Origin of the sequence: Flavonifractor sp. An112, assembly GCF_002161085.1 — a bacterium.
Lineage (GTDB): Bacteria > Bacillota > Clostridia > Oscillospirales > Oscillospiraceae > Flavonifractor > Flavonifractor avicola.
On record NZ_NFLU01000028.1, the window covers coordinates 1 to 12,266 of the forward strand.

General features: G+C 63.0%; 12 protein-coding genes and 1 pseudogene. 4 read left to right on the plus strand and 9 right to left on the minus strand.

Annotated elements, in window-relative coordinates:
- From B5E56_RS14535 to B5E56_RS13980, 9 genes and pseudogenes are all read right to left on the minus strand, one after another.
- Positions 1-211, minus strand: a pseudogene (locus B5E56_RS14535) (hypothetical protein); the annotation flags it as partial.
- Between the two features lie 14 nt (positions 212-225).
- Positions 226-2,505: a VWA domain-containing protein gene (locus B5E56_RS15035; protein WP_087391268.1), complete on the minus strand. Its 2,280-nt coding sequence runs from the start codon at positions 2,503-2,505 to the stop codon at positions 226-228.
- 165 nt (positions 2,506-2,670) lie between these two features.
- A complete protein-coding gene (locus B5E56_RS13950; RefSeq protein ID WP_158098741.1) occupies positions 2,671-3,261 on the minus strand; it encodes a thiamine phosphate synthase in 591 nt (196 codons plus the stop codon).
- Positions 3,254-4,441 (minus strand): 2-iminoacetate synthase ThiH, encoded by a 1,188-nt coding sequence (gene thiH, locus B5E56_RS13955; RefSeq protein WP_242959008.1) that lies wholly within the window; start codon positions 4,439-4,441, stop codon positions 3,254-3,256. Before thiH ends, B5E56_RS13950 begins: the two co-directional genes overlap by 8 nt.
- 14 nt (positions 4,442-4,455) lie before the next feature.
- Positions 4,456-5,220, minus strand: a complete 765-nt coding sequence (locus B5E56_RS13960; RefSeq protein ID WP_087188320.1) for a thiazole synthase — start codon at positions 5,218-5,220, stop codon at positions 4,456-4,458.
- A gap of 26 nt (positions 5,221-5,246) precedes the next feature.
- Positions 5,247-5,876 carry a sulfur carrier protein ThiS adenylyltransferase ThiF gene (gene thiF, locus B5E56_RS13965; RefSeq protein ID WP_087391273.1) on the minus strand — a complete coding sequence of 210 codons (630 nt, stop codon included), beginning with the start codon at positions 5,874-5,876 and terminating at the stop codon, positions 5,247-5,249.
- A 3-nt stretch (positions 5,877-5,879) separates the two neighbouring features.
- Positions 5,880-6,077: a sulfur carrier protein ThiS gene (thiS, locus tag B5E56_RS13970; RefSeq protein WP_087188322.1), complete on the minus strand. Its 198-nt coding sequence runs from the start codon at positions 6,075-6,077 to the stop codon at positions 5,880-5,882.
- A 152-nt stretch (positions 6,078-6,229) separates the two neighbouring features.
- Positions 6,230-7,633 (minus strand): transglutaminase domain-containing protein, encoded by a 1,404-nt coding sequence (locus tag B5E56_RS13975; protein WP_087391276.1) that lies wholly within the window; start codon positions 7,631-7,633, stop codon positions 6,230-6,232.
- A gap of 93 nt (positions 7,634-7,726) precedes the next feature.
- Entirely contained in the window at positions 7,727-8,941 is a 1,215-nt protein-coding gene (locus B5E56_RS13980) for an NADP-dependent isocitrate dehydrogenase (RefSeq protein WP_087391279.1), read from the minus strand.
- A 171-nt stretch (positions 8,942-9,112) separates the two neighbouring features.
- Here B5E56_RS13980 and B5E56_RS13985 point away from each other — a divergent pair, with 171 nt between their 5' ends.
- From B5E56_RS13985 to B5E56_RS14000, 4 genes are all read left to right on the plus strand, one after another.
- On the plus strand, positions 9,113-10,432 hold the full coding sequence (locus tag B5E56_RS13985; RefSeq protein ID WP_087391282.1) for an MATE family efflux transporter: 1,320 nt from the start codon (positions 9,113-9,115) through the stop codon (positions 10,430-10,432).
- A gap of 71 nt (positions 10,433-10,503) precedes the next feature.
- On the plus strand, positions 10,504-11,517 hold the full coding sequence (asnA, locus tag B5E56_RS13990; RefSeq protein WP_087391285.1) for an aspartate--ammonia ligase: 1,014 nt from the start codon (positions 10,504-10,506) through the stop codon (positions 11,515-11,517).
- 15 nt (positions 11,518-11,532) lie between these two features.
- Positions 11,533-11,943 carry a DUF3842 family protein gene (locus B5E56_RS13995; RefSeq protein ID WP_087330008.1) on the plus strand — a complete coding sequence of 137 codons (411 nt, stop codon included), beginning with the start codon at positions 11,533-11,535 and terminating at the stop codon, positions 11,941-11,943.
- Positions 11,944-12,004: 61 nt separating this feature from the next.
- Entirely contained in the window at positions 12,005-12,184 is a 180-nt protein-coding gene (locus B5E56_RS14000) for a hypothetical protein (protein WP_087188327.1), read from the plus strand.
- Positions 12,185-12,266 lie beyond the last annotated feature (82 nt).

Here is a 12,266-nt window from a genome sequence, read left to right on the forward strand (position 1 = left end):
GTTCCGGCGTGGGCGTTGGAGTGGGCGCCGGTGTGGGGGACGGGGTGGGCTGAGCGGAAGTCACCGGGTCAGTACTCTCAGCCGCCGGAGCCGGACCGCCGGAACCCAGCAGCCACCAGGCGATCCCTCCGGCCGCCGCCACAACAACCAGGAGCACAATCACCAGAGCAATCCGCCCTCCTGAGGATTTGGCACATCGTTTTCCTTTCATGGCAGCCGATACTCCTATTCTTCAAATTCGCACACAAAGCCCATGCCGTCGGCCATGGTGGGCACAGCGGAGACCGGATCGTTGCGCTGGTCGTTCCAGCACCAGCCGCCCACCGCCTTAATGTTCCACAGCATGATGTACCACTCCTCGGTGCCGTCCTGATCCTGACGGGAGGGCTCGTTGGCAGACCAGGCCTGGAAGTTGAATGCCTCACCGGTAACCCAGTGGCCAAACACGTTGCCGGCGTCGTCATAGGAGGTGTAGCCGCCCAGCCAGATATACTTCACGTCCTGGGCCTCCGCCATGGCAGTGATCTGGTCCATCTCCTCTTGAGAGGTAATGGTGGCCAGATGGCCGCCCATCTCCTGGCAGCGACGGGAGGCCTCCTCCCAGGTCAGGCTCTCTTTGAACAGCTCGTAGCGGTGTCCGCCGCCCACGCCACCGTCGTCCCGGATGCTGCGTACCGGGGTAACGGTCAGCTCGCTCTCTCCCCGGTAGCCCTGGCCGGACACTTTGACCTGCAGGTCACGGGTGGCGTAGCTGTCGGCGGCGCTGTCGCTCTCGTACTCCACGATATAGTAGTCCATCTGCTCGTCATAGATCTGCTGGAAGATGGCCTCCAGGTCGTAGAGATCGTCAATGTACCAGTAGCGGCCGCCGGTACTCTCGGCAATATGGCGCAGGGTGCTGGTCTCCACCGAGTTGCCTACGCCGATGATGTACACCGGGGTCTGCTGGGTGTTGGCGTAGCGGATGAGCTCCTCAGGGGTGTGGCGGCTGCGGTTGTCCATGCCGTCGGTAAAGGCGATGACGCAGCGGGCGCCGCCCTGAAGGGTGGCGTTGGTCACACCGTCGTACACCGCGTCATAGAAGGCAGTGAGGCCGTCGGTGGACATATTGTTGATGCCGTTGACCAACAGGCCCACGTCATCGGTGTAGTAGCACATCTGCTGCACGATGGAGTCAAAGGCCAGCACCTCCGCCCGGTCGCCCAGGGCGAAGTCCAGCTCCTGCACAAACTCGGTCATAACGGTCTTGATCTTGCCCATGTCGTACTCGGTGATGCTGTCGCTCTTGTCAGCCACCAGATCGATCTTCAGGCCGTCGTTGCCCTCCAGAGGAAGCACCGACTTGACTTCACGAGCCAGATACTCGCCGCCTTCCACCCGCTCCATGATGCGGAAGGCGTTGGAATCCAAGCCCTCCACCGTCTCGCCGCTGTAGTCGTCCACCACCTGGAAATAGGCCCGGACCACAGGATATTCGCTGACGTCAGTGGACACCAGACGCAGCCGGGCGGGCACGAAGTAGGGGGTATAGTAGTCTCCTTCCCGCTCCATGGAGATGCCGTCCACCGAGAAGGTGAGTACAGGCTGGCGGTGCTCCTCGCTGTACTCGGCGTCAAAGGTCAGGTAGGTGATCTCAACCTGGCCATCCTCCTGGGTCACCTCCTGCACCTCACAGTCCTGGCCATCCTCCCGGATGCCCACCTCGGACAGGTCCAGAGGGAAGGGCTGATCGCAGTCCAGCTTCAGGGTGACCACCGGGAAGTTGTCGGTGTCCACATCGTCCACTTCAGGGGAGAGAATGCACATGGCATACAGCTTCTGGTAGAGGGCATACTGCTCGTCCCCCTCCTGGAGAGGGCCCTCCTCCAGCAGCCGGGCCGCCGCTGTCCGGTTGTCCTGGGCCAGATAGGCCTCCGCCAGGGCCAGCCGGTCGGCGTTCTCCAGGCCCCGCAGATTCCGGGCCTGCTCATAGTAGTCCACCGCCTGGGCGTAGCTGCCCCGGTTCAGGGCGTCCCGTCCCTGCTCCACCGCCTGTTGATAGGCCTGATTGGTGCTGATATTCCGGTACAGCAAAAAGCCGCCTATGCCCACCGCCAGGGCCGCCACAATGACGACGGGCAGCAACCACTTCTTTTTGCCGCCCTTGGGGGCGGAGGGCTGACCATTCCCAGGTCCGCCGGGTCCGGGCGCATAAACAGGCCCCGGCTGGGGCGGTTGGGTAGGAGGCACACCCCATCCGGGCGGGGTCCCCGGCTCCTGTATGGGGGGCTCCTGCGCCGGAGCAGGACCCGGCTCTTGCGCCGTAGGCTGCTGGACAGGCTGTTCCTCCACAGGAGCGGGCTCCGGCTCATGAACCGGCTGCTCCGCTGCCGGAGGAGTCTGATCCTGAGGCGGCGAGGTCTGGTCCTGGCCCACAGACTTCAAGGCCTCTTCCAGCGGTGCACCGCAGTGCCCGCAGAATTTTTCTGTTCCGGTCAGCTGGGCGCCGCATCGATAACAAAACATACCCATCTTCCTCTCTCTTCCGCGCCCCCATTTCGGGGGAATTCGACGGATGTCATTTCCAGTTTACTCACCCCCGCCAACTCTGTCAAGGTATTCCTGGGCTAGAAACATCTTCCGAATATGGAGGCAATAAAAAAGGCGCGGGTAGTCCCGCGCCTTTTGCGTTCAATCTGTTATTTGCCGCAGTCCTTCCACATAGGTCTGCGGGTCTGGACAGGCCATAAAAGCGCTCATGAGACAGGCTCCCGCCGCCCCGGTTCGAGCTACGGCAGCCAGGTTGTCCGGTCCGATGCCGCCGATGGCATACACCGGAATGGACACCGCCTTCACCACCCCCTCCAGCCAGGGAAGCCCCCGGCCGGGCAGACTCTTTTTGCAGTCGGTGGCAAAGACGTGGCCCGCCGTCACATAGTCCGCCCCCAGCTTCTGGGCCCGGACGGCCTCCTCAGGGGCATGGATGGACACACCCAGCAGCTTCACCTGCTCCCGCAGGTCAGGCTTGGCTTCCAGCTGCCCCAGGGACAGGTGGAGCCGGGGCACGCCCAACCTTTGACACACCCGGGGAAAATGGTGGAGTACCACCTTGTCTCCCCCGGCAGCCAGCACCTGCCGGGCCAGGGCCTCATATTTCTCCTCGGACAGGTCCTTCTCCCGCAGGATGACTTTGCTCACGCCGCCCCGGCACAGGGCGGCCACCCGCTGGGGCAGGTTGTCGGCACACAGCCCCCGGTGGGTAACGCATATCAGTTCAAACATAGACATAGTCGTTCATCACCGGCTGGAGGCCCTGGTCCCGGATGGCCTGGGCCACCTGCTCCACGTCCCGGTTGTCGGCAATCTCGAACTGATCGTCCCCCTCCTCCTCGCCGGAGTGGCCGCCGATGCCGGTGGATACCCCGGCGGAAATCTTGGTGGCGGCAATGTCGATGACCCGATCCCGGAAGCCCGCTCGCTCCCGGGTAGAGATGGTCATGCCGGCAAATGGCATGAACAGGCGGTAAGCACACATGACCTGGAGCAGCTGCCGCTCGTGGACGTCCTTGGGGTTAATCTTGTCGTTGTTGACGATGGGCCGCAGCCGGGGGCAAGAGAAGGAAATCTCGGCGTGTGGATACTTGCGCTGGAGGAGCCAGGCGTGCATTCCGGTGGCAAAGGCATCCCTCCGGAAGTCGTCCAGTCCCAGCAGGGCGGCAAAGGCCACCCCCCGCATCCCGCCCATGAGGGCCCGCTCCTGGGCCTCCATGCGGTAGGGGAAGATCCGCTTATGGCCCGCCAGGTGGAGCTGCTCGTACCGGTCAGCGTGGTAGGTCTCCTGGAACACCGTCACATAGTCCACCCCGCACTGGTGGAGGTAGGCGTACTCATCGGAGTTCATGGGATAGACCTCGATGCCCACCATTTTAAAATACTTCCGGGCGATCTTGCAGGCCTCACCGATGTACTGCACGTCGCTCATCTTCCGGCTCTCACCGGTGAGGATCAAAATCTCCTCCAGGCCGGTTTTGGCAATGGCGGCCATTTCCGCCTCAATGCCCGCCATGTCCAGCTTGGCCCGGCGGATCTTGTTGTGACAGTTAAAGCCACAGTAGATGCAGTAGTTCTCACAGTAGTTGGAGATGTAGATGGGAGTAAAGAGGTACACGTTGTCGCCGAAGTACCGCCGCTTTTCCATCCGGGCCTTTTGGGCCATCTCCTCCAGAAAGGGCTCGGCCGCCGGGGACAGCAGGGCGGCAAAGTGCTCCGGGGTACGCACATCGGCGTCCAGGGCGGCCCGCACGTCCTTGGCGGTGTAAATAGTCTCATCATAGCCGTCCCGGGCCGCCGTCACCTGGAGTCGGACGGTGGGGTCGATCTGTTCCATGCCGGGCAGATAGGTCATGTGGTCAATCTTGTCCTTGACCTCCACCACGGTAATGCCTTCCATAGGCTGATCCATGTCTCTTCCTCCTCTCAGTCCGCCAGAAATCCGGTAAGGGGGGAGGAAGCTGCCGCCCCGTGGTCCAGCACCCGGCCCAGCCCGGCCAGATAGGCGGCCCGGCCCGCCTCGATGGCGGATTTGAAGGCCCCCGCCATGGCGGCGATGTCCCCGGCGGTGGCAATGGCGGTGTTGGCCATCACGGCAGCGGCGCCCATCTCCATGGCCTCGCAGGCCTGGGAGGGCCGGCCGATGCCGGCGTCCACAATGACGGGCAAATCGATCTCGTCGATGAGAATGCGGATGAATTCTTTGGTAGCCAGTCCCTTGTTGGAGCCAATGGGAGCGCCCAGAGGCATGACGCAGGCTGCCCCCGCGTCCACCAGATCCCGGGCCACGTTCAGGTCGGGGTACATATAGGGCATGACCACAAAGCCCTCCTTGGCCAGGATCTCGGTGGCCTTGATGGTCTCGTAGTTGTCGGGCAGCAGATACTTGCTGTCCCGCATGATCTCGATCTTCACAAAGTCGCCGCAGCCGCAGGCCCGGGCCAGCCGGGCTATCCGCACCGCCTCGTCGGCGTTGCGGGCGCCGGAGGTGTTGGGCAGCAGGGTGACCCCCTCCGGGATATGATCCAGAATGCTGTCGGTGTCCGAGTTGGCCCGGCGAAGGGCCAGAGTGATGATCTGGGCCCCGGCGTGCTCCACTGCCGCCCGGATCAGGTCCAGAGAATATTTGCCCGAGCCCAGAATGAACCGGGAGGTAAAGGCGTGTCCGCCCAAAATCAGTTGATCTGCCATAGTTGTTCGTTCCTTTCTTTGATGTTTTACGGTTCCATTTGTCCCAGCAGCAGCCGCATGACCATAGTGGTCTGGTGTGCCGCGCATACCGCCACCCGGGGGGCCATCAGTCCCTGCCCCTGGTCGATATCGCTCTCCCCGTCGCCGCAGAGCCAGAGGCGGCTCATGGCCTTGCGGGTGTGGATGGCGTTGGCCGAGCCGCTTCCCGCCATGCCGGAGCCCGCTACCAGCAGCGTGTCCGGCAGGCCGGTAAGTACCGTCTGCACCAGCATGGCCTTCTGATCGGCCTGGTCGAAGGCCTCGCACACCACCTGACAGCCCTGAAACAGGGTGCAGGCGTTGTCCGCCGTCACTTTACAGGTGTGGATCTCATAATCCAGCCAGGGATTGATCCCCCTGAGCTGTTCCGCCAGGGCCTCGGTCTTGTACCGCCCCAGATGGGGAATGAAATAGTGCTGCCGGTGGAGGTTGGTCACGTCCACCCGGTCGAAGTCGGCCAGCACCAGCCGCCCCACTCCCAGCCGGGCCAGGTGGACGGCAATGTGGGAGCCCAGGCCCCCAAGGCCCGCGATGCCCACCGAGGCGGCGGCAAATTTTTTCTGATTCTCCGCCCCGTGGCGGGCGATGAGGGCCTGTTCCAGCGTTTCCCGGTCCATGGGTCAGCCTCCCCCCACGAACCGCACCACCTCCAGCTTGTCCCCATCGGACAGGGCGGTTGTGGAAAAGTCCTCCCGGCGGAGAATGGCGCCGTTGTGCTCCACCGCCACCTGGGCGGCCTTCCAGCCCTGCTTGTCCAGCAGGTCCTGCACGGTATGCAGACCTGTCCGGTCCATGGGCTGACCGTTGACTTGCAGCATAATCTGCCTCCTTCCAAACGCAAAAAAGGCGTCACGAAAGAACTACACCCGCGGTGGTGTACCCCTTCGTGACGCCTTCTTTCAGCTTCACTCTGTGCTATACCATAGCACTGGTCTTTTCACTTGTCAAGGCACAGTTTTCCACCGTGCCCTCAGGGCCGGGGATAGTCGCTGGGGCAGACGGGCCAGTTGGGGTAGGCGGTCCAGATATGGCCGTCCATATGCCCGTCGGACACCAGGAAATAGTCGTAGGAGATATAGGTCACCTGATCGTCCCAGGTGGGGTCCACATTGTACCAGTTCCCGTCGATGTTTACCCGCACCCAGGCGTGATACTCCGTCACGCCGTTGGCGGTGGCCTGACCGAAGATATGCTCACAGTCGATGCCGCTGAGGAAGCAAAGCAGATCCATGGCCTGTGTATATCCCTGGCACACGGCGGCGTGGTTCACCAGTGCGCCGTAGGCAGTGTGACTCTCCGGCCCGGTCTTTCGATAGGTGACGGTGTCGCACAGGTAGTCGTGGAAGGCCTTCACCCGTTCATACTGGCTCATGGTGCTGTCCACCAGACTGTCGTGGACCCGCACCGCCTCCTCATAGAGGGCCATGTCCTGGGCCGACAGGCGATCCGTCTTTCCCTCCACATAGGCCATCACCCGGGCGGAGTCCCGGTAGCGGATCTCCACAGTGAAGTAGCCCTGATCGGGATAATACCGGGTGGCCATGGAATCCACGTCCGGGAAGCGGTCGATGGTATCCTCGGTAAGCAGGGCCTGGCTGTACGCCCCTTCCTGCCCCACCGGGACATGGATGGTGAGGGCGGTGTTGCGGGCGTCCACCTGGACTGCCATCCGGCGGATCATATCCTCCACGCTGCTGACTGAAAAGGTGCTCTCCACCGTTACGGTGGGCCCGGGCTGCAGCTTGGGAGCAGGCAGTTCCCGCCGCTCCAGCGCGCCCTGGAGATCCAGCTTTTCATAGAGGGTGACCTCCTCCCCCGCCAGCGTTACCTCCAGCATCCGGTCGGACAGCAGGACCATATCACTGCGCTGGAAGGTCTGGTCCCGGACATAGTCCTCCCCTTCCCGCAGGCCCAGCCGGTCGGCGGCGGCATAGGGATCACGCCAGTCCACATCGGTATAGTCCATGGCCCGCAGCAGCAGGGTCAGGTATTCCTCCTGAGTGATGGCACTGTGGAAGCCGAAGGTCGTATCGCTCACCCCGGTGGTGATACCGTTTGCATAGGCGTAGGCCACATAGGGCTCCCCCCAGTCGTCCACATCGGTGAAGGGGTGGGTGCTTCCGCCGGTGAGGGCGGCCTCCTTTCCGCCGGTGAGCCGCACCACCATGGTGATGGCCTCCCCCCGGGTCATAGTGCCCCCCAGATTAAAGTTGGGCATCCCGTCGCTGCCGGTACCCGCGCCGTCCAGCAGGCCCAGGCAGTACAGGTGCTCCGCCGCCTGTTGGGCCTGTTGGGTGGAATCCGCCCCCGCCGCCGGTACCAGCCCGGCCAGGAGGGCCAGGGACAGAGCTCCCGCCAGAAGCTGCTTTTTCATGGAGATCCTCCTTTCTTCCCGGATCAAAGAAGGGCAGCGGCACGGCAGACCGCCGCTCCGCTGCCCCTGTTGGTCAGAGTTGCTTTTTGGCTGTTACAGGCTGGCCTCCAGCTTGGCCCGGATGGCCTTCAGGAAGTCCAGGGAGTTGACGCCCTGAGCGGGGGTCTCACCCTCCCACAGGCCCACCAGGTCTCGGGTCATGACGCCGCCCTCGATGGTGTCGATGGTGGCCTTCTCCAGCTTGTCGGCAAAGTCCACCAGAGCCTGGATGCCGTCCAGCTCGCCCCGCTTGCGGAGGGCGCCGGTCCAGGCAAAGAGGGTGGCCACCGGGTTGGTGGAGGTCTCCTCCCCCTTCAGATACTTGTAGTAGTGGCGGGTGACGGTGCCGTGGGCGGCCTCGTACTCGTACTTGCCGTCGGGGCTCACCAGCACGGAGGTCATCATGGCCAGGGAACCGAAGGCGGTGGACACCATGTCGCTCATCACGTCGCCGTCGTAGTTCTTGCAGGCCCAGATAAAGCCGCCCTGGGACCGAACCACACGGGCCACGGCGTCGTCAATGAGGGTGTAGAAATACTCGATGCCCAGCTCGTCAAACTTGGCCTTGTACTCGGCGTCAAAGATCTCCTGGAAGATGTCCTTGAAGGTGTGGTCATACTTCTTGGAGATGGTGTCCTTGGTGGCAAACCACAGGTCCTGCTTGGTATCGATGGCGTACTGGAAGCAGGAGCGGGCAAAGGAGGAGATGGAGCTGTCCTTGTTGTACTGGCCCTGGAGCACGCCGCCGCACTCAAAGTCATAGATGGTCTGACGGAACTGCTCCTGGCCGTCCTCGCCGGTGAACACCAGCTCGGCCTTGCCGGGGCCGGGCACCCGGTACTCGGTGGACTTATACACATCGCCGTAGGCGTGACGGGCGATGGTGATGGGCTTCTTCCAGGTCTTGACCACCGGGGAGATGCCCTTGACCATGATGGGGGCACGGAACACAGTGCCGTCCAGGATAGCACGGATGGTGCCGTTGGGGGACTTCCACATCTGGGAGAGCTTGTACTCCTCCACCCGCTGGGCGTTGGGGGTGATGGTGGCGCACTTCACCGCCACGCCGTACTTCTTGGTGGCCTCGGCGGAGTCCACGGTCACCTGGTCACCTGTCTGCTCCCGATAGGGCAGGCCCAGGTCGTAATACTCGGTCTTGAGGTCGATAAAGGGCAGGAGCAGCTCGTCCTTGATCTGCTGCCACAGCACCCGGGTCATTTCGTCGCCGTCCATCTCCACCAGGGGGGTGGTCATCTGAATCTTTTCCATGGTCTCCTCCTTATGCTTTTGATCCAATTTCGCAGAAAATTATACCTCCAATCCGGCGAAAAGGCAAGCGGCACATCCCCCTCAATCCTGTGGGTTTTGCCCATTGCGGCCCTGTTGCCGCCGGTAGTATACTTTTTTGGTATGTAACCCAACCAGAGAGAGGGAACCCCCGTGTTTAACAAGCAAGCCCTGAAAAAACTCATCATTCCCCTGATTATCGAGCAGTTCCTGGCCGTCATGGTGGGCATGGCCGACATCATGATGGTGTCCTCTGCCGGAGAGGCCGCCGTGTCCAGCGTGGCCCTGGTGGACCTGATCAACGTGCTCATCATTAACGTCTTTTCCGCCCTGGCCACCGGCGGCGCGGTGGTGTGCGCCCAGTCCATCGGGGCGGAAAACCTGGACCGGGCCAACCGGGCCGCCAATCAGCTGATGTACATCGTCACCGCCGCCGCCCTCATCATCATGGCCCTGTCCCTGACCCTGTGCCGTCCCCTGCTGGGGCTGCTCTTCGGCCAGGTGGAGCCCGCCGTCATGGAGGGTGCGGTGACCTATTTCATCATCTCCGCCCTGTCCTACCCCTTCATCGCCCTGTACAACGGCTGCGCCGCCCTGCTGCGGTCCATGGGCAACTCCAAGGCCTCCATGTACGTCTCCGCCTGGATGAACGGACAGAATATTGTGGGCAACGCCATCTTTGTGTTTGTCTTTCACCGGGGGGTGGACGGCGTGGCCCTGTCCTCCCTGTTCTCCCGCATCGTGGCCGCCGGCATTATGCTGGTGCTCCTCCACAGCCGCCACAATCCGGTGCGGGTGTCCGGCCTGCTCAAGTTCCGGTTTGAGCCGAACATGATGGGCCGCATCCTCCGCATCGGCGTGCCCAACGGGCTGGAGAACTGCTTCTTCCAGCTGGGCCGGGTGCTGCTGGTGAGCCTGATCTCCACCTTCGGCACCGCCCAGACCGCCGCCAACGCGGTGGCCAACAACATTGACAACTTCGGTGTCATCCCCGGCACCGCCATGGGCCTGGCCCTGATCACGGTGGTGGGCCAGTGCGTGGGGGCCGAGGCCTGGGACCAGGTGCGCTCCTACACCGTCAGGCTGGTGAAAATGACCTACCTCTTTACCTGGGTCCTCAACGGCATTCTGTTGCTGGGCCTGCCCCTGATCCTCATGCTGTACAGCCTGACCCCAGAGACCCAGTGGTATGCCACGGTACTGATTTTCATCCACAACGGCTGCGCCATGCTGTTCTGGCCCATGGCCTTCACCATGCCCAACGCCCTGCGGGCCACCGGCGACGTGAAGGTACCCATGGTCATCTCCATCTGCTCCATGCTGCTGGTGCGGCTGGGATGCAGCTACATCCTGGGGGGCCACTTTGGCCTGGGGGTCATCGGCGTGTGGATCGCCATGGTGGGAGACTGGATCGTGCGGATCTTCTTCTTTGTGCTCCGGGCCCGGCAAAAGCTGTGGCTGGAGCATCGGTAGGGGTTGTATGCGGGATACTTTTCCTGTATAATGTGTTACATTGTAATTCCAGACAAAAGGAGTGCTGCGCCATGCTGCAAACCGTGATCCCTCAGGGGTACGCCCCCTGTCTCAATTTATATGACACCCAGAAGGCCATCGGCCTGCTGAAGCGGCTCTTTGAGGACACCCTGGGGGGCGCCCTCCACCTGCGCCGGGTATCCGCTCCCCTGTTCGTGGAGGCCTCCACCGGCCTCAACGACGACCTGAACGGTGTGGAACGGGCAGTCTCCTTCGACATTCCCGACGCCGGCCGGGACGCCCAGGTAGTCCACTCCCTGGCCAAGTGGAAGCGCATGGCCCTGTACCGCTATCAGTTCTCGGTGGGCGAGGGCCTGTACACCGACATGAACGCCATCCGCCGGGACGAGGAGCTGGATAACCTCCACTCGGTGTATGTGGACCAGTGGGACTGGGAGAAGGTCATTGCCCCCCGGGACCGGACGGTGGATTATCTGAAGGCCACCGTGTCCACCATCGTGAAGGCCATGGCGGAGACCCAGTCCACCCTGCGCTCCGTCTTCCCCCAGCTCACCGCCCTGCCCCCCCTGGACACCGACGTGTCCTTTGTCACCACCCAGGAGCTGGAGGACCGCTGGCCCGACCTCACCCCCAAGGAGCGGGAGGACGCCTGGGTCAAGGAGCATCCCACCACCTTCCTCATGGGCATCGGCGGCGCCCTCAAGTCGGGTAAGCCCCACGACGGTCGTGCCCCCGACTACGACGACTGGAACCTGAACGGCGATATTTTGGTGTGGAACCCGGTGCTGGAGCGGACCTTTGAGGTGTCCTCCATGGGCATCCGGGTGGACCCCGCCGCCATGGACCGCCAGCTCACCATCGCCGGCTGCGACAGCCGCCGGGAGCTGCCCTTCCACAAGATGCTGCTGGAGGGCAAGCTGCCCCTGACCATCGGCGGCGGTATCGGCCAGTCCCGGCTGTGTATGCTGCTGCTGGGCAAGGCCCACATCGGCGAAGTCCAGGCCAGCGTCTGGGATGAGCAGACCATCCAGGCCTGCCAGGACGCCGGCGTCATCCTGCTGTAAGACGGAGGGACGGCCATGGAACTTCTGGTAGTGGACGGCCAGGGCGGCCGGATCGGCCAGCAGCTGGTGCGGGGCATTGTGGCCCGTCACCCCAAATTGCAGGTCTTTGCCGTAGGCACCAACAGTCTGGCCACGGCGGCCATGCTGAAGGGCGGCGCCTCTCAGGGCGCCACCGGGGAAAATGCCCTGCTGGTGGCCTGCCGCCGGGCGGACGTGATCCTGGGCCCTCTGGGCATTGTCATTGCCGACGCCCTGCTGGGAGAGATCTCCCCGGCTATGGCAGTGGCGGTGGGCCAGTCGCCCGCCAAAAAGATCCTGGTTCCCATGAATCAGTGCGACAACATCGTGGCCGGCGTAGAAGATATGCCGGTAAGCAAGCTGCTGGACAGTGCCCTGGAGGAGCTGGACCTGCTGCTGAAGGGCTGAATCTTGCATAGAATGGATCGCGGAGCCACGCTCCGCGATCCTTTTTTGTGAGGTGCTCACCGTGAAGCAGATCCTGCACTGCATTATGCAGGTCCAAAATCTGGTCACCCTGATTTTGACCATTGCCTTTCTCCACCTGGCCATCACCGGCAAGGTGGCTGCCGATCAGTTTCTCACCATCTTCTCGGTGGTGATCGCCTTCTATTTTGGCAGTCAGGCACAGAAAAATCAGTCTGCATAAGAGAAGCGGGGGGGGGGGGGGGGGGGGGGGGGGGGGGGGGGGGGGGGGGGGGGGGGGGGGGGGGGGGGGGGGGGGGGGGGGG

What these genes read in the sequence shown, in the direction of transcription:
- thiF (WP_087391273.1), bottom strand. Translation starts at nt 5,876, where the DNA reads ATGGACCGGGAAACGCTGGAACAGGCCCTCATCGCCCGCCACGGGGCG.
- B5E56_RS13950 (WP_158098741.1), bottom strand. Translation starts at nt 3,261, where the DNA reads ATGTTTGAACTGATATGCGTTACCCACCGGGGGCTGTGTGCCGACAAC.
- B5E56_RS13995 (WP_087330008.1), top strand. Translation starts at nt 11,533, where the DNA reads ATGGAACTTCTGGTAGTGGACGGCCAGGGCGGCCGGATCGGCCAGCAG.
- thiS (WP_087188322.1), bottom strand. Translation starts at nt 6,077, where the DNA reads ATGCTGCAAGTCAACGGTCAGCCCATGGACCGGACAGGTCTGCATACC.
- B5E56_RS13975 (WP_087391276.1), bottom strand. Translation starts at nt 7,633, where the DNA reads ATGAAAAAGCAGCTTCTGGCGGGAGCTCTGTCCCTGGCCCTCCTGGCC.
- asnA (WP_087391285.1), top strand. Translation starts at nt 10,504, where the DNA reads ATGCTGCAAACCGTGATCCCTCAGGGGTACGCCCCCTGTCTCAATTTA.
- B5E56_RS13980 (WP_087391279.1), bottom strand. Translation starts at nt 8,941, where the DNA reads ATGGAAAAGATTCAGATGACCACCCCCCTGGTGGAGATGGACGGCGAC.
- B5E56_RS15035 (WP_087391268.1), bottom strand. Translation starts at nt 2,505, where the DNA reads ATGTTTTGTTATCGATGCGGCGCCCAGCTGACCGGAACAGAAAAATTC.
- B5E56_RS13960 (WP_087188320.1), bottom strand. Translation starts at nt 5,220, where the DNA reads ATGGCAGATCAACTGATTTTGGGCGGACACGCCTTTACCTCCCGGTTC.
- thiH (WP_242959008.1), bottom strand. Translation starts at nt 4,441, where the DNA reads ATGGATCAGCCTATGGAAGGCATTACCGTGGTGGAGGTCAAGGACAAG.